Below are 16,014 nucleotides of genomic sequence, written 5' to 3' on the forward strand. Positions count from 1 at the left end.
ACGACCAACCAACACCAACCGACAAGAAGGGTCACCGTGACCATCACGTCCGCAGGGCCAGCCGCCCTGACTTTCAAGGAAGCCGCCGCCCTGGTCCAGATCGACCAGCGCAAGATCAGCGCGGCCGTCAAAAACGGGACCATCCCGAGCATCCAGCTCGGTGCCCGCCGGATGATCCCCCGAGCCGCGCTGCTCCGAGTGTTCGGGATCGTCGAGGACGAGCGCGCGGCATCGTGACCGCAAAGAAGAAGGCCCCCAGCGTTTGCACCGCTGAGAGCCAGAACTCCAACCGAACCGCTACCACACAGAACGAAGGAGACTTCCCAGTGACAGTAACACCGAACACCGACATTGAACCCGAGCGCTACCGCCGAGTTCCCCCGGCCGCGCTCAGCGCACAGATGATCGCCGGAGCAGAGGTCGTCGTGACCGCCGACGCCCACGGTTTGATCTGCTACGGCTCCCGCCTCCCCGCTGGGTTGTTGTACTCGACCGTCGCCGGCACTCCCTACACCGACGAGCACGGCGCCCCGTGGACGTTCCTGGGGATGTACGAGCTCGAGGGCATCAAGCTCGGCACAGCGGATCTCCGGCTGTTGTCCCCCATTTCCTGCATCGACTTCGACTGGTGCATCGGCCACGAGCTCGACGACACGGCCGGACTGCTCGAGCCCGAGTGGCACGAGGGAACTCGCGAGACGATTGGCACGATCAACGGTGGCACCGTCACCGCCTATCGGGTGAGCTACGCCGCCGAAGACGGCACCATGATCGACCGCACCGCGATCTTCATGCCCGAGACGTTCGACTACTCCCTCGCGAAGACCGAGTTGTTGGAAATGGCGGACCAGTTCGAGCGCCTCAGCAAGACCCTCCGCAACCAGGCGCGCAAGGCGGTGCACGCATGACCCCCGCGGAGATCGTCGGCGCCCCTGACGGTCCCGGCCGCTCGCTTCGCAAGCTGCGCCGGCTTGCCGGTGTCGCGCTCTGCGATGCCGCGCACGCAGTCGGCGTATGCGTCCCATCACTGCACAGGGCTGAGGACGGCGACTGCCGCTTGTTGACGGTCCGCGAGGTCTTCGTGCTGTCGAAGCTGTACGCCGACGCGCTCAAGGCAGGGGGCGCTCGATGACCGCGGCGCTCGTGGAAACCCGATGGGCGGGCGGCTCCATCGCTATTGAACCCGACGAGTACGACGAGCAGATCGTCGTGCGGGTCGACGTCCCCGGACTCACCGTGCCGCTGGCCCCAGACGAGGCCGTTCGCCTCGCGGTCGAACTCATCGCCGCAGCCCATCGCGCCGAGAACCCGAAGCTCGACGACTGGCTACTCGAAGATCACGAGTCCGGCTCGCACGCACTCACACAGCTCTAACAAACCAGGCGAGCCGATCGCGGCGTGGAAACGTGATCGGCTCGCCTCATATCAAGAAAGGAGGCGCTTATGACTGATGCAAGACTCCCAGGGCGGTGGCTTACCGACCCAATAGTCGAAGGGCTTTCGGACAAGGCTTATCGAATGATGACCGGTGCACTGATGTGGTCGGCCGAGCAAGGAACGGACGGACAGATCCCGATCCGATCTCTGCGGCTGCTTCACCCGGACGGCACCGACACCAGCGCGGTCAACGAGTTGATCGACGCGAAGGTGTGGGAGCGGCAGACCGATCACGTGCAGGTTCTCAACTGGGAACAGACCCAGAGCCTCGCCGTCGACGTGGAGTGGCAGCGGGAGCGGAACCGCAACAAGAACAAGGCGTTGCGAGAACGGGAGCGTGAGAAATCTCGAGCCCGCACACCATCCTTCACCGAGGACAGCATGACCGGTCAGGTGACCGAGGACATGACCGGTCACCCCGGAGGAAAGGCAAGTGCAAGGACAGGCCAAGATCTAGAAGCTCAGGTTGAAGCGAAAACGGCTGACAATCCCCCTCCTCAGCAGATCGTCAACCAGGCTACGGGCGAGGTTACAGACGTCATCCCCGGCGTCCCCCAGCGTGACGGCGCAGTGACTCGCTTTCGCCCGAGGGAGGCATCGTGACCGCGGCGGTGTCGTTCTGGCCGACGCAGGAGCCGGGCCGGCCGTACCGGTGGCTGCTCGACCTCGCAATGGAGCGACCCGCTCCGACGTGCCTGAAGCACCGGATCAAGACGGACGGTCTCGGCGTCTGCCCTGAGTGCGTGTACTACTGGCGCCTCTCTCTCGGCGCTGTTCCGGATGAGTGGATCACGTGCACTGTGTGCGCGCTCCCCATCCACCCCGCAGCTGAGGTTCCGGGCAAGACCACCTGCCCGACCTGCGATATCGAATTCCTGCAATTCAAGGAGGACTAATGACCGACACCACTACGACCGCTTCGCCGTTGTTGGCGCGGCTCGCGACTCTCGAGAGGGAGAACACTGAGTTGCGCCTGGACCGGGATAGGTGGCGCCGGAAGGCCGCAGGCAAGGAGAACGCCCTGCGTCGCTACCAGAACAGGGAGGACAGCTGATGACCGTGTTCACGAGGAAGCAGGACTCCCTGGTCGTCGAGCTGACGATGACGATGCTCACGTTCAACGGCACCGCGGCGGAGATCTACGACCACCTGAAGAGCGTGTTCGCTGACCCGACGCTCACGCAGGAAGACCGGGACCTCATGCCCGAGATCATCCTTCAGGCGTTCGGCACAGGCGCCTACATTCTGCAGGACCTTCGCAATCGCGAAGGTTTCGAGGCCGTCAACGCACACCTGCAGCTCGTAGCCGCGCAGTGGGCGCTGAGGCTCGAGCAGGACGCAGCCGGCGACGGCTGAACCGCACCCCACCTGTCACCCCCTGCCCCCCACCCCCGGGGGGGCAGGGGAACGGCGACCCCGAGGGGATAGCGCCAATATCTCCCCGCGTAGAAAAAAACCGAGAGGACTGCAGCTTTGACTCATCTCATTCCCTTCGGCTCGCTGATCTTGACCCCGCAGGACGCGCGAGCCCTCTACCAGGCGGCAAAGCTGGGTGACCTTCGGCAGCAATACCGTGTCGGCGATACGGCGATCTATGAACTACTCAGCGCAATAAGCATGGCGGCTTTCACCGTTCCTGCCGATACCGGCACTCTCACTCGGCATCCCTCGGCATTCTTGGAACATGGTCTATGGACAGTCCACCGGGTAGCGATAGCTGCGGGACTATCCGAGAGAAAGGTCCGCCTCGACTGCCAACAGGGTTACCTGCCGGCGACGAAGCAGGGCAACAACTGGATCATCGAACAGGCAGAAGCCGATACGTATATCGCCCGAGGGCGAAGAAGGTAGAACACTCATGGCGCTCACCCAGCTCAACAAGCAGATCGAAGCTCTCCGCGCGCGAGCAGCCGAGATGTCGTCTGGTCTCCGGGACACGCAGAACGCGATCGACCAGGACCCCACGCTCAGCGACCAGGGGAAGGAAGAGCAGAAGCAGGACTACGTTAACCAGACGAAGGGAGCTCTCGCAGACCTTCGCTCGCAGGAGAACGCCCTGGTGAAGGCGAAGACGCAGGAGCTCGAGCGGGCCCTCGACGCGACTGTCGGCGACGGGGGCGCCGACATCATCGCGTTCCGCGACGCCCAGGACCGAGCCGATCGACTCGAGGAAGAGGACGACGCCAAGCGCCTGCTCTCCCAGGCGATCCGAGTCGGCGACAAGAGCCTCGCGTTCGCTGTCTTCCGCGCAGGTCTCGACAAGGCGTGGCCCGGCGTCCGTGACATCTTCCTCGCCGAGTACCCGCAGGCTGCGGAGACGGTCGCCGACCTCAAGCAGCTCCAGCAGTACAGCGCTAACGGGCTCGAGCGAACCCTTTCCTATGCCTGGTTCAGCTGACGGGCCAATGAGACGCGGCCTGCACCTCGAGACGGGCCACCACCCCCCTCCCCCCTGGGGGACGGCGCCCCCGGGGGGATAGCGCCCTTACACCCATAGCGTTTTTTCCAAGACCCGAAGGAGCCTCACATGAAGGCAGCCGAGCTCGAAGTCCTCTTCACCGCGAACACCGACGACGTCGCGAAGGCCGAGAAGGACGTGAAGTCCGCCGGCCAGCGCATCGAGAAGCAGAAGACGACCGCGAAAGTCGACGCCAACGCGAAGCCCGCGCTCGAGGGCATGGAGAGCGTCGAGACCGCCGCCAAGAAGCTCGTGTCGCAGAAGACGGTTGCCACGATCGACGCGAACATTGAGAAGGCGGCGAAGGCGACGGACTCGGTCAAGGAGCGCCTCGACTACCTCCGGTCGGTGGAGACAGATCTCGACGTCAAGGCCGACATCTCCCGGGCGGAGGCGAACCTGCAGCGCATGCAGCGGAACCTCGACGCTCTGCGCAGCGCCCGCACGAAGGTCGAGATCGACGCAGACACGTCGAGCGCCGACAAGGCCATCGGGGATCTCGCCGACACGGTGGGCGACGCGGGCGACGACGCCGGCTCGAAGTTCAGCGGGAGCGTCATCTCCGCCCTTGCAACCATTCCGATCGCGGGCGCTGTTGTCGGCGTCGGGGTCGCCATCGGTCAGGCGCTCGCTGACGGCGTGAGGGACGGCCTGCAGCAGGAAGTGAGCCGGGACCGTCTGCAGGCGCTCACGGGCATCACGGAGGCGGAGGCGGCAGCCATCGGCCGCACGTCCTCGGAGGCGTACGCGAACGGCTTCGGCGATTCGATCGAGCAGAACATGAACACCGCCCGGCTCGGGCTGCAGTTCGACCTCATCGACCCGCAGGCGACGAACCGCGACTCTCAGAAGGTCATCGAGGGGATCGCTGGCATCGCCGACGTTCTCGAGGAGGATGTGCAGCCGGTCGCGAAGACCGTGACGCAGCTGCTCCGCACCGGGCTCGCCGCATCCGCGCAGGACGCGTTCGACATCCTCGCGACGGGCGCCCGCGAGGGCGTCAACCTCGGCGAAGACCTCCTCGACACCCTCGGCGAGTACGGCTCGACCTTCGCCGCCCTCGGGTTCACCGGCGGGCAGACCCTCGGCATCCTCAACCAGGGGCTCAAGGCCGGCGCACCCAACACCGACTTCTTCGCCGACTCCCTCCGCGAGCTCGGCATCCGCCTGCGCGACGGCGACGACGCGACCAGCGGCTTCGTCGAGCAGCTCGGCCTCGTACCCTCCGAGCTGCAGGCCGCGTTCGTCAACGGCGGACCCGAAGCCGGCGCCGCTCTCGACGAGCTCTTCGACAAGCTGCGCGACACGGACCCGCTGACGCAGAACGCCGTCGCAGTCGGACTCCTCGGCACCCAGTACGAGGACCTGCAGTTCGACCTCTCCACGATCGACCTGTCCAACGCGGAAGAGCAGCTCAACGGCGTCCAGGGCTCCGCCCAGCGCATGTTCGACACCCTCGCCAGCAACGACGCCTCGAAGATCGAGGGCGCTCTGCGCAGCATCGAGGTCGCGGGCGACGCGGTGAAGGGTGCCCTCGCGGGAGCCTTCGGTGACGGTCTCGGCCAGCTCGCAACCTTCGTGACCGAGAACCGCGGACCCGTCCTGCAGTTCCTCTCCGATCTCATCGACGGCGGAATCGACTTCGGACAGGCCATCATCGAGTCGGTCGCGGGCGGCACGGAGGCGCTCGGAGAGTTCGTGTCCGGTGCCGGCGTCGACATCCTCAAGTCCATTGGGCAGGTGATGTACTTCCTCGGCCACGACACGTCCGGGCTCGAGGAGGTCATTACTGACATGGAGTCCTTCGACGAGAAGACGTCGTCCGTCGCCGACAACGTCCGCCAGCTCAGCGGCAACCTCGAAGACGGCCGTGACCAGTTCCACGACTTCTTCGACCCTCAGATCGACATCGCCACGCTCTCCGACACGACTCTCGCTCTCGCCTCTGCGGTCGACACGGTCGGCGTGTCCGTCGAGACGGGCGCCCCGCTTGTCGACGCGTACACCCGTGCCACCGATGGGTCCGTGCAGGCCAACGCGGCGCTCGAGGGGCAGATCCGCGCATCGATCGGCGCGCTCGGCGAGCAGATCGGTGCAGCAGCCGCGACGGGTGAGTCTCAGTCGGCCCTGCGCGGACGCTTCGACGAAGGCACCGCGGCGCTCGTGAACCAGCTCACGCAGATGGGCCTTACCGAGCAGGAAGCACGGGACCTCATCGCCACCTACGGCGCGGTCCCGTCGCTCGTCGAGACTGCCGTGACCGCGGACACCTCCCAGGCGTATGCGGCGACCGACGCCTACCTCCGCTACGTGAACAGCCGGTCGGCGACGATCACCGTCAACGCCACGAATCCCAACATCGGGTTCGGTCTCGGCGACGGTCGCGCGAACGGCGGCGCGATCTACGGCCCGGGCGGCCCGCGCGACGACAAGGCGGGCCTGTTCCGACTTTCTAACGGTGAGCACGTCCTCGACTCGGAGGACGTACGCCGGATGGGCGGGCAGGCAGCCGTATATCGCTTCCGGCAGATGCTCGACAGTGGCGGCTTCCAGGGCTTCGCGGACGGCGGCCAGGTCGCAGTTCCTGCCTCCACCTGGCAGGTCGGCGGCAGCAGCCCCGCGGTCCTCGAGCGCACCATCGTCGAACGCAGGATGACGCAGCAGACCGCGGCGCCCGCCGCACCCGCAGCGCAGCTCGTGCCGAATGACCGTCCGATCCTCATGGACGGCCGTATCTTCGGAGTCCTCCGCGAGCAGGCCAACGGCGACGCATCGATCATCGTCAACGAGGCGCTGCAGCGGTACCAGCAGAACGCGCGCCGCGGCAGCTGGAACGCGCTCAGTATGAACGGGCTCTAGCGGTAGGACTTACGACGTCCCAATCGCGCACGGTTGCAACCTACACGCTCGAACACCCTGACCAGAATGCGCGGCCGGGTCCTGTCAGTAGTTGCGCATTTCACTGGTCTGGTCTTCACACCGAAGGAGAACAAATGCGCCGTCTCCGTCCGACCATCCACCGTTTCGCACTGATCGAGATCAAGGGCAGGTGGCACCAATACCAGCATCGACGGGCCCTCCGAGCTGCGGAGAAGCATCGCGTCGCGCTACTAAAAGTCGCGGCCGCAGCCGCGTCAGTGCTTGAGGAAGACAGAGGTTCCACCCAGAGTAGGAATTCCGATATCGGGAAGATCTCGTCTAAGTAGCTGCCGGGGAGCGCCGTCCTTGACTCCGTGTGCCCAAGCGTGAAGAGTCATGCCTTGAATTGTCGGCCGGCAGTAGACCACAAAATCCTCTAGCGGCCCAGAGTTCAACGTTCGGTCACGGACCACCGCGCCGTAACCCCTATTGGGGTCGATCAGTGATTGCCGCGCCAATCCCGCGAGGACGCGCAAAATGGATGCTGTCTCTGATCCGTCATCGATCGCGGGGATCTTCAGCTCTTCGAGCACGGGCATCAGGGGAAGCTCAACCTCCACTTCTGCCCATTGTTCTTGTGGGAAGTCTTCAGCGCGCGCGGCCCGGTGAAGAGCCGCATAAACCTGAAAGTGCAGAGTTGTCTCTCGTCGCGTGAGTTGATTGAGGAGGTCGAGTACCGGCAGCGCTTCGTCGTCCTCCCGATCGTCGGACTTCGCACCGACGAGCACACCCGCTGCGTAAGCCTGCATGACGGGATCGGAGAGCATCGTGGAATCGTCGAGTGCGCGTTGCGCCACTCTGAGATTGACAGATCCACCTAGTTCAGCGGCACCGAGGCGTTCGGCGGCTTCCCCGATCTTGAGCCAGTTTCGAAGCCGGTAGTCCTGCCAGTCGCGGTAGACCTCCCCGAGGTTGGCAGCTCCCGGACCAATCACCGTATGCAGGAACTTGATGCCGTAGCCGAGCGCAGTCGCGCCCATCGCGGTCCCGCCAACAGCGCCAATGATGTCCGACATGAGACGAACCGTACCGGTTTCCCCTACTGAGGGCACCCGGCTAGATCAGCAGCGGTGTGAAGCTCGTAACGTCGTAGGCCCTTCAGGCTAGCTACCGTTGCAGGATGCCCCGGGTCAAGCAGACGCTCAGCGACGAGCAGACAACGCGCCTCAGAGCCGCACAGCGCTCCCTCGAGGACGCTGAGGCCGAGCTGCACGACGTCGTCCGCGACCTCCTCAACGAAGGCGCATCCATCCGCGAACTCGCAGCCGCAGCCGAGATCTCCACCAACACCGTGCAGAAGTGGAAACGTAGCGAGTAGCGGACACTACGGTGCAAGTCGGGATGATGGCCGGTCAGCGGCCTGCGCAGCTCGCCTGGGTGTCGAGTCCGAGCCCGAGGAGTGTTCGCACACGCGGGCCGGCAGCCTTTTCCTCGGCTGTCCGCTCGCTGAATCGCACGGCAAGGACAGAGTCGGCGCTGTCCGCCTGGATCAGGCGATCAAGGTCTGCAAGGTCTTTGAAGTAGGACGCCGCGATGACCGCAATGTCCGACTGGACCTCGGTAGGCCACGGGGTATCTGGCGCCGAGAACGCGACCGCAGACGCTTGGTTCGCGTCACGCATGGCGACGGCAGCCGTCTGCATCGGTGCGATGTCCGCTCCACTCCCGGCGGCGACCAGTGCGTCGTATTGCGCGTTGTAGTTCTCGGCAGCAATGTTCGAGGGGCATACGCCGTCGAGATATGCAGCGGCGGCCTGCTCAGTCGTCAAGACGGAAGGTGTCGGAGCGGGAGACTCGGGAGCGACTTCAGCCGCCGCTGAGGGACTAGACGACGCGAGCGATGTCTGCTCGGCGGGCTGCGGTGCCGACGTGCAGCTCGAGAGGACGACGACGAGTGCAAGTACCGGTAGAAGGCGCTTCATGGGGTGAGCATAGCGACCTGCTGTAGCGAGCAGGCTTCGCCCGGCACCACCGCCGGCCAGAAAGAAAAAAGCCGGGGAGAGATTGGCGCTATCCCCCCGGGGTCGCCGCCCCCGCACCCCCTAGGGGGTACTGCCCCTACTGCCACGTGGGCCGGGCTATCGGCAGCCTTCACGGGCGTAGCGTTGCCGCATGGATGTCATCTGCACAGAGTGCCGCGCGACGATCGACGCGAAGTTCAATCCTCCTGCTGATCGACGCCTCGGCCAGCACCAGTTCACAGGCGTGTGTAGCGGGTGCGGGCACGTCCAGTCGTTCAACGTGACGCCGACGCAGGACCGCCGCCTCGGGCAGTGACCTCGATGCCTGTGGCGGCGGGTTCACGCTTCGCAGCTGAAGATCCGCCAACGATGCACAGGCTGAGGAAGAAGATGAAGCCGGCGATGTAGCCGTCCGAGATCTCGAGCCGCATGATCGCCCGGGCGAGCAGCAGCCACGACAGGATCAGCTGAAAGATGCCGTAGTAGGGCAACGCCGCGTCGACCCACCGCTCAAACTTCACCGGACGATCGTAACTGGGCACTACCGGGCTCGTGTCGGTGGTCCCATCCACGCTCGCAGGATGACGCGCTTCGACCCGAACCACCCCCACCGGCCACGCGGCTAGCTCGGCTCCGCGGTCGACGCCTACCGAGAGCTCGGCGACGAAGCGCCGTGGTTGCTCGCCTGGAAGAACGGCCAGGTCATGACCGATCCCGAGACAGGGCGGTACATGCGAGACAGGGCGGTACATGTACGACAGTGAGGTTTGCGCGGAAGCTGACGCGCGAGGTCGTGGCGGGCGCCGGCAATGATCGGGTCAGGCGAAGCCGCGATGCGGATCTCGCGGATCAAACATCCCCATGAATGGTGCCAAGTCGTCTGGCGTTGGCGCGGGGATGGCTGGCGAGAGGGAGCTAGGACGCGCCAGAGGGTCAAGTGAATCGGCATGACGATCGACCCACTCGAACCATTTTTCGCTCGACGCCATCGCGGCAGGTTCAAGACGTGCTCTTGCCGCCGCACTGTAGGCGCGCACCTCCTCGGCCTCCCTCCACTTTCGGATCTGTGACGCGAGTGCCTCAGCCCTTCGCGTCTCGAAGAATCGCGCGACAGCTCGCTCCCGCGTCTGCTCCCACTGCTCTACCCGTTCCTCGCCCCGTCTCTCGTCGATCCTCTGCCGCTCCCCGAACTTGAGGTCGGCGATTGCCATCGCCCGCACGAGCTGACCAAGAGCGTCCGAGAGCCTCGTGTTGGTCTGCATCGACTCACGGAAGGGCGTACCCTCACGGTTCTGCAAGAACCCCCAGAGCCGCACTTCTAGTCGACCGGACGGAATGAACTCGGTACTGCGGCTGCCGATCCACGGCGGTCGGCCCTGTGGAGGGTGACCGTGTTCGGGGCTGCCTCTTTCGGCGAACGGGATCTTCGCACCCCCTGATCGTGAGACTTCAGCTACCTGCAGCAGGAACGCTGTGCGCTCCGTCTCGATGTGCATGTGAGCATGCCGCTCACGCCAATGCACTCCTCGACTGGTGAGGTCGTTGTGCGGTTCGGAAGTGATCCAACCCCGCTGGTCGAACTCAATCTCAAGTGCTTGCAGAGCCCGAGCGGCCCGCCGCAGGTGGTCAGGACTGACGAAGCTCCACTCGCGGTTCTTGAGGAGAGCCTTGGCGTGGGGCCGCAGAATCGCAGCCGTGTTCGAGATCGTGATCGTACGTGTCGGCACGACTTCCTCGTAGTGGGGCGCGAGCTCGACGCGAACGAAGTCGGACAGGAGGCCTTCCGGCCGCGTGATCAGCATCTGGCCGGTGGGCCGCCCGAGCGACCGCATGCTCTCCGCGATGAGTGAACCGAGGTCTGCCGCCTCCTGCCGGCCGACGCGGAGCGAACCGTCCGCAGCCTGCACCCGCTCGATGAGGTTGTCAGCAGCGGTGGAGCTGGCACATCCGATATGTCGAAATGCTCGTGCAGCCAAGCTGTCCCGCTCGTCGTAATTGAGCACTTCCACGTGGCGCCACGACCGTCGATCTTCACGTAGCCGCGCGCCTCGAGCGCACGCGCCGTGATCCGGTGAGCGAAGCCGTCGGGGTAGCGGTCCGCGTGGGCTCCCTTAGCTGCCCAGCGCAGGATCTCGATCTGCTTTGCGTTCAACGTCGAGAAAAGTCGAGCCATCTCCGTAGTCTGACGGGAAGTGTTCGGTGTTCGAAGAGGAAGAGACGCCCAGATTGAGAACGAGCCCAACCGACTTGCTGTGCGCTCGCGTACAGCAGGCAGTCATAGCCCGAAGTCCTGCCATCGTCACCAGCAGGGGGATCAACCGCGGATGACCGACCAGCAGGCGCCGTCGAGCGTCATACCGCGACGTGGAGCACCGTCTTTCGTCTGCCCTCGGTGCCACGCACACACTGGTCAAGCGTGGACCGAACTCACTGCGAGATCGACGCCAGCAATCGACGAGCCTCCTCGAGCGACGGCCAACGGTCGCGTCGAACGCCCGACTTGGGCTATGAGTAAGTGCTACTCCTGCAAAAAGTCGAGCGTCTGGCGGGGGGACCTGTTGATATGGCCTGCCCCTTCAGTACTGCCTCCAGCACATCCCCAGATGCCGCCTGAAGCGGGCGAGCTGTACGACGAAGCTAGGGCCGTAGTGGCGATCTCCCGTCGCGCAGCAGCCGCGCTTGCCCGGGCTGCCCTGGAGAGACTTCTCCGATCGGTCCGCCCCGACTTTCGCGGCCGGCTTGACGACCTAATCGCCCACGTTACGCCCGATTTGAGCACATCAACTGCTCGTCTCCTTAGCGCCTTGAGGCACGTTGGCAACAAGTCGTTGCACGTGGACGACGAGCCCGACGACTTTGTCGCGCTTTACCTCGGTGAAATTGACAACGGCATAATTGAACTCCTCTTCGCCGCCCTCAATGACGTGACTGAGGAACTGGTGGCCAAGCCCGCGCAGGCCGATCTCTTCTACTCAATGTTGCCTGAAGGAGTGCGCGGCACAATCGAGCGGAAGGCCGACCAGAGCTGAGCCCGCGTGTCGGTGGTCACCGCCACGATCGGCGCATGTCGCACCACTGGACCCCGCTCTCGATGGTCTCGCGGTCCGTCGTTTCGCACGAATGGCGGATGGCAGACAAGCGTGAGGATCTGGGCTGGATCAGGCTCGTGCAGTACCAGGGCCGGCCGACCTACGTGTGCGTCACCCGCGGCGAATGGGTCGTCGGCGGCGGCGACACGCTCAGGGACGCTGCAGAGGCGTTTCTGGCATGGAAGCGGCGTCAGACCTGAGCTCTCCGCAGCTCCGCCGAAAACGTCGTCCTGAGCGTCCGACAGATCCGGTCCGCTTCCGCAACGGTCATGGGCGACTTGCACGTCATCTTCCGGTGCATCGTGCTGTCCGAGATCCCGAGACTCCGTGCGATTGACGCGTGCGAGCGATGGCTGCGGTTCACGGCGTCGATGACGACAGCGGTTCCAGGATCGGGGTGCAGCGCATCGTTCATGCTCGGACCCTATGAGCGGGGGCGGCGGTGACACTCGATGATCTGCCGGAAGTGACGGCATCAGTTCCGACAAGTGGCACACCAGCGGGCACATTCCGACCCGTATCGAACCGACATCAACCGTTCCGGACCGCTCACTGTGCCACTGCACCCGCGTACTACTAGGCCGCAATTGCAGCGATCGGACCCAACTTGACCGCTCGACTGGGAGAGTTCGAATCCCCCATCCTCCGCCGAACGGCGCCGCACGCTCTCGCCAGCTGCGGCGCCGTTCTCTGTTTCCCGGCGCATGGTGTTTCCCGGCGCGTGGTGTTTCCCGGCGCACGGCGCCTCCCCCGCCGAGTCGCCCGAGACGGCACTCGAGTCGCCCGAGAAGGCTCGTTCCCGGGGTGGAGAACGAGCCTTCTCGGGCGACTCAGTGCGCTCGTCAGCGGGTGAGGCGCAGGAGCCACTCGTCGAGGAGGGCGGACTCGGCGGCGGTGAGGCCGTCGACGCCGGGCAGCGCGGTCCGCAGGGCGACCGCGTGGGCGGCGAAGGCGCGGGCCGCGGGGTCGGTCGGGCCCGCCTCCGCCGTGGTGATCGCGGCGAGGACGGCCTCGCGGGAGCGGGCGGAGAGCTCGTCGTCCGGCGCGGACGCCAGCGTCAGCGTGCAGCCGAGAGCGGCGGACTGGAGCAGGCGCGCGGCGTGCTCGACCTCGACGGTCAGGCGGCCGGCCTCGGCGACGGCGCGGACGTGGGCGGCGAGGACGCCGCGGGCGAGGCGGGCCGCCTCCGACTCCTCCCCCGGGCGCCCGGTGAACATCAGGGCGTAGAGGTGCGGCTCGGCGAGGCCGAAGGCGATGTGGTGGTCCCAGGCGGCGCGCAGGGCGTCGACGGGGTCGGCGGGTGCGTCGACGGCGTCGAACTCGGCCTGGGCGGAGGCGAAGCCCGCGGCGGCGACCGAGTCGAGCAGGCCGCGGAGGTCGCCGAAGGTGCGGTAGATGGTGGGCGCCTGGACGCCCGCCGCCGAGCTGATCGCCCGGGTGGAGACGGCGTCGCGGCCGCCCTCCGCGAGCAGCGCCGCGGTGGCGCTGAGGATGCGGTCGCGGGTCGTCGGGCTCTCGGTCACGAGTATCGACGCTAACACGGCGGCGTTAGCGGCCCTGCACGGGGAGTGCTGGTGACGTGGATCTCGATACGCCCGCTGCGCGGGCTACTCGATCAGCATGAAGGGCGGCGGGGCCGGCTCCACCACCAGCACGAGGGGCGGCGGCACATGCTGGTCGAGTAGCCGGCCGGAGGGCGGCGTATCGAGACCCGCCCGGCTGGGCACGGCGGATCTCGATACGCCCGCTGCGCGGGCTACTCGATCAGCATGGAATCCCGCTTCGCGGGCTACTCGATCAGCATGGACCTCCGCGGAGTGGGCTGCTCGATCAGCAGGGGCTTCCGCGGAGCGGGCTGCTCGATCAGCGAAGGCGAGGGCGCGATCAGCGCTCCATGCTGGTCGAGTAGGCGCCCGCAGGGCGGCGTATCGAGACCCGCCCGGCCGGCCACGGTGGATCTCGATACGCCCGCTTCGCGGGCTACTCGATCAGCATGGACTTCAACGGCGTGCGCTACTCGATCAGCAGTGGTCAGCAGTCGCCGCGGGCGCTGACGGGGTGAGCTGCAAGGCGGAGGAGGGAGCGATACCGGCGGTATCGCGACTGACGACAACGCCGCAGATCGCCCCGTCAGCGCCCGCGGCGGGCCGTGCCGAAGATGCCTCGGACGACTTCGCGCAACAAGGTCTTCCCGACCGAGGAGCCGAGGACCTCCTCGACGACGGTCTTGTCGCGGCGGGTGGAGCGGGAGCGGGTGGTGGGCGCGGTGCGGCGGCGGGAGCGCTCGGCGGCCTGGTCGGCGCGGCGCTCGGCGGCGGCGCGGTCCTTGGCCCGCTGGGTGGCGGCGCGGGCGTCCTCCTTGGCGCGGCGGGAGTCGTCGGCGGCCTGCTCCTTGGCGCTGCGGGCGGCCTCGGCGGCCTGCTCCTTCGCGCGGCGGGACTCCTCCTCCGCCTGCTCCTCGGCGGCGGCGCGGGCCTCCTCGGCGTCGGCGGCCGCGTCGAGGCGGCGGGTGAGGATCTCGCGGGCGGAGTCGCGGTCGAGCGGGGTGCCGTAGCGGGCGAGCAGCGGGGAGCGCTGGACGGCCGCCTCCCGCTCGGCCTCGGGGGTCGGCGCCATCGAGCCGCGGGGGGCCCGGAGCCGGGTCCAGGCGACCGGGGTCGGCGCGCCGCGCTCGTTCATCACCGTGACGATCGCCTCGCCGATGGGGAGCGCCTGCAGCACCTCGCCGAGGTCGTAGTCGCTCTCGGGGTAGGTCGAGACCGTGGCGCGCAGGGCCTTCGCGTCGTCGGGGGTGTGCGCGCGCAGCTGGTGCTGGATCCGCGAGCCGAGCTGGGCGAGGACGTCGCTCGGCACGTCCTTGGGGGTCTGCGTCACGAAGACGATGCCGACGCCCTTCGAGCGGATCAGCCGCACGGTCTGCGTGACGGCGGCGAGGAAGTCCTTCGAGGCGTCGCGGAAGAGCAGGTGCGCCTCGTCGAAGAAGAAGACCAGCTTGGGCCGGTCGAGGTCGCCGACCTCGGGCAGGTCGTTGAAGAGGTCGGCGAGCAGCCACATCAGGAACGTCGAGAACAGCGCGGGCTTGTCCGCGACTCCGGGGACCTCGAGCAGGCTGACCACGCCGCGGCCGTCGGGCGCGAGGCGGAGGAACTCGGCCGTGTCGATCTCGGGCTCGCCGAAGAAGACGTCGGCGCCCTGGTCGGCGAAGGCGATCAGCTCGCGCAGGATGACGCCGGCGGTGGCCTTGGAGAGCCCGCCGAGCTCGGCCAGCTCGGCCTTGCCCTCGTCGCCGACGAGGTAGGTGAGCACGGCGCGCAGGTCGGAGAGGTCGACGAGCGGCAGCCCGGCGCTCTCGGCGTAGTGGAAGACCAGGCCGAGGCTCGACTCCTGGGTGTGGTTGAGGCCGAGGACCTTCGCCAGCAGCAGGGCGCCGAAGCCGGTGACGGTCGCGCGGACGGGGACGCCGGTGCCGACGCCGCCGAGGGCGAAGTACTCGGCGGGGGCGGCCTCGGGGGTCCAGTCCTGGCCGATGGTGCGGGTGCGGGCGAGCAGCTTCTCATCGGCGGTGCCGGCGGTCGCGAGTCCGGAGAGGTCGCCCTTGATGTCGGCGGCGAAGACGGGGACGCCGTGCGCGGAGAGCTGCTCGGCGAGGACCTGGAGCGTCTTGGTCTTGCCGGTGCCTGTCGCGCCGACGACGAGGCCGTGGCGGTTGAGCATCCCGAGCGGGATGCGGACGGGGACGTCGGCGCGGGCGTCGCCGTTGACGAGGGCGCCGATCTCGAGGGCGGAGCCGGTGAAGGCGTAGCCGGCACGGACGGCGTCGACGGCGGACTCGGCGAGCGGTCCGGGCGTGGGGGCGGCGGACGGTACGGGTGCGGGTGCCGCGGCGGACGCGGGCGCCTCGACCGGTGCGGGTGCAGCGGCGGGCGCGGGCCCCTCCCCCGGCCCGACGTCGACCAGCCGCACGTCGTCGACGACCGCGGCCGCCTCCTCCGGACCGGCGACCGTCTCGAGGGCCGCGGCAGCAGCCTCGGCGCGGGCCAGCGCCTCCGCGGCCTGGGCCTGCAGTCGTCGGGCGGCCTCGAGGGCCGTGCGTGCGTCGTCCCTCGCCGAGGCGAGCCCGTCGTCGTTGCTCATGGGGTCAGCCTAGGGT

The 16,014-nt window shown here is 67.0% G+C and carries 20 protein-coding genes and 1 pseudogene; 15 read left to right on the plus strand and 6 right to left on the minus strand.

The genetic code is table 11. The features are described 5' to 3' along the window. Positions 1-36 precede the first annotated feature (36 nt). From C1I64_RS11520 to C1I64_RS11565, 11 genes are all read left to right on the plus strand, one after another. Positions 37-237 carry a helix-turn-helix domain-containing protein gene (locus tag C1I64_RS11520; RefSeq protein ID WP_244209456.1) on the plus strand — a complete coding sequence of 67 codons (201 nt, stop codon included), beginning with the start codon at positions 37-39 and terminating at the stop codon, positions 235-237. Beyond that, entirely contained in the window at positions 234-908 is a 675-nt protein-coding gene (locus C1I64_RS11525; protein WP_127887297.1) for a hypothetical protein, read from the plus strand. The genes C1I64_RS11520 and C1I64_RS11525 overlap by 4 nt, the downstream gene beginning before the upstream one ends. Beyond that, on the plus strand, positions 905-1,132 hold the full coding sequence (locus C1I64_RS11530; RefSeq protein ID WP_127887298.1) for a hypothetical protein: 228 nt from the start codon (positions 905-907) through the stop codon (positions 1,130-1,132). The genes C1I64_RS11525 and C1I64_RS11530 overlap by 4 nt, the downstream gene beginning before the upstream one ends. Then, positions 1,129-1,374 (plus strand): hypothetical protein, encoded by a 246-nt coding sequence (locus C1I64_RS11535; RefSeq protein WP_127887299.1) that lies wholly within the window; start codon positions 1,129-1,131, stop codon positions 1,372-1,374. The genes C1I64_RS11530 and C1I64_RS11535 overlap by 4 nt, the downstream gene beginning before the upstream one ends. 69 nt (positions 1,375-1,443) lie before the next feature. After that, positions 1,444-2,040, plus strand: coding sequence for a hypothetical protein (locus C1I64_RS11540; protein ID WP_127887300.1), 597 nt, complete (start codon positions 1,444-1,446; stop codon positions 2,038-2,040). Next, a complete protein-coding gene (locus tag C1I64_RS11545) occupies positions 2,037-2,333 on the plus strand; it encodes a hypothetical protein (protein WP_127887301.1) in 297 nt (98 codons plus the stop codon). The genes C1I64_RS11540 and C1I64_RS11545 overlap by 4 nt, the downstream gene beginning before the upstream one ends. Beyond that, positions 2,333-2,491 carry a hypothetical protein gene (locus C1I64_RS20105; RefSeq protein ID WP_164874525.1) on the plus strand — a complete coding sequence of 53 codons (159 nt, stop codon included), beginning with the start codon at positions 2,333-2,335 and terminating at the stop codon, positions 2,489-2,491. Before C1I64_RS11545 ends, C1I64_RS20105 begins: the two co-directional genes overlap by 1 nt. Continuing rightward, entirely contained in the window at positions 2,491-2,793 is a 303-nt protein-coding gene (locus C1I64_RS11550; protein WP_127887302.1) for a hypothetical protein, read from the plus strand. The genes C1I64_RS20105 and C1I64_RS11550 overlap by 1 nt, the downstream gene beginning before the upstream one ends. 117 nt (positions 2,794-2,910) lie before the next feature. Beyond that, the gene (locus C1I64_RS11555; RefSeq protein WP_127887303.1) at positions 2,911-3,288 is read left to right on the plus strand and encodes a hypothetical protein; all 378 of its coding nucleotides are present in this window, start codon (positions 2,911-2,913) and stop codon (positions 3,286-3,288) included. Between the two features lie 7 nt (positions 3,289-3,295). Then, positions 3,296-3,835 carry a hypothetical protein gene (locus C1I64_RS11560; protein ID WP_127887304.1) on the plus strand — a complete coding sequence of 180 codons (540 nt, stop codon included), beginning with the start codon at positions 3,296-3,298 and terminating at the stop codon, positions 3,833-3,835. A gap of 129 nt (positions 3,836-3,964) precedes the next feature. After that, complete coding sequence (locus tag C1I64_RS11565) at positions 3,965-6,754, plus strand: phage tail tape measure protein (protein ID WP_127887305.1); 2,790 nt, start codon at positions 3,965-3,967, stop codon at positions 6,752-6,754. A gap of 275 nt (positions 6,755-7,029) precedes the next feature. On the opposite strand, the gene C1I64_RS11570 is transcribed toward C1I64_RS11565, so the two are convergent. Then, a complete protein-coding gene (locus C1I64_RS11570) occupies positions 7,030-7,830 on the minus strand; it encodes a hypothetical protein (RefSeq protein WP_127887306.1) in 801 nt (266 codons plus the stop codon). A gap of 104 nt (positions 7,831-7,934) precedes the next feature. Between C1I64_RS11570 and C1I64_RS11575 the strand changes: the two genes are divergently transcribed. Continuing rightward, positions 7,935-8,132: a hypothetical protein gene (locus C1I64_RS11575; RefSeq protein WP_127887307.1), complete on the plus strand. Its 198-nt coding sequence runs from the start codon at positions 7,935-7,937 to the stop codon at positions 8,130-8,132. Positions 8,133-8,166: 34 nt separating this feature from the next. Here the strand turns inward: C1I64_RS11575 and C1I64_RS11580 are convergent, their stop codons facing one another. The 3 genes from C1I64_RS11580 to C1I64_RS11590 all read right to left on the minus strand — a co-directional run bounded on the left by C1I64_RS11580 (position 8,167) and on the right by C1I64_RS11590 (position 10,784). Then, positions 8,167-8,583, minus strand: a complete 417-nt coding sequence (locus C1I64_RS11580; RefSeq protein ID WP_127887308.1) for a hypothetical protein — start codon at positions 8,581-8,583, stop codon at positions 8,167-8,169. Positions 8,584-9,050: 467 nt separating this feature from the next. Continuing rightward, on the minus strand, positions 9,051-9,347 hold the full coding sequence (locus C1I64_RS11585; RefSeq protein WP_127887309.1) for a hypothetical protein: 297 nt from the start codon (positions 9,345-9,347) through the stop codon (positions 9,051-9,053). Positions 9,348-9,593: 246 nt separating this feature from the next. After that, on the minus strand, positions 9,594-10,784 hold the full coding sequence (locus C1I64_RS11590; protein ID WP_127887310.1) for a hypothetical protein: 1,191 nt from the start codon (positions 10,782-10,784) through the stop codon (positions 9,594-9,596). A 594-nt stretch (positions 10,785-11,378) separates the two neighbouring features. Between C1I64_RS11590 and C1I64_RS20875 the strand changes: the two are divergent. From C1I64_RS20875 to C1I64_RS11600, 3 genes and pseudogenes are all read left to right on the plus strand, one after another. Then, a pseudogene (locus C1I64_RS20875) lies at positions 11,379-11,600 on the plus strand (DUF4145 domain-containing protein); the annotation flags it as partial. Between the two features lie 9 nt (positions 11,601-11,609). After that, on the plus strand, positions 11,610-11,804 hold the full coding sequence (locus tag C1I64_RS20570; RefSeq protein ID WP_244209457.1) for a hypothetical protein: 195 nt from the start codon (positions 11,610-11,612) through the stop codon (positions 11,802-11,804). Between the two features lie 35 nt (positions 11,805-11,839). Continuing rightward, positions 11,840-12,064: a hypothetical protein gene (locus C1I64_RS11600; protein ID WP_127887312.1), complete on the plus strand. Its 225-nt coding sequence runs from the start codon at positions 11,840-11,842 to the stop codon at positions 12,062-12,064. Between the two features lie 642 nt (positions 12,065-12,706). Here C1I64_RS11600 and C1I64_RS11605 read toward each other — a convergent pair. Then, on the minus strand, positions 12,707-13,387 hold the full coding sequence (locus C1I64_RS11605; protein ID WP_208645117.1) for a TetR/AcrR family transcriptional regulator: 681 nt from the start codon (positions 13,385-13,387) through the stop codon (positions 12,707-12,709). Between the two features lie 607 nt (positions 13,388-13,994). Beyond that, complete coding sequence (locus C1I64_RS11610) at positions 13,995-15,998, minus strand: helicase HerA-like domain-containing protein (RefSeq protein WP_127887313.1); 2,004 nt, start codon at positions 15,996-15,998, stop codon at positions 13,995-13,997. Between the last annotated feature and the right edge of the window lie 16 nt (positions 15,999-16,014).

It is taken from the genome of Rathayibacter festucae DSM 15932, from assembly GCF_004011135.1.
In the GTDB taxonomy this organism is placed as follows: domain Bacteria; phylum Actinomycetota; class Actinomycetes; order Actinomycetales; family Microbacteriaceae; genus Rathayibacter; species Rathayibacter festucae.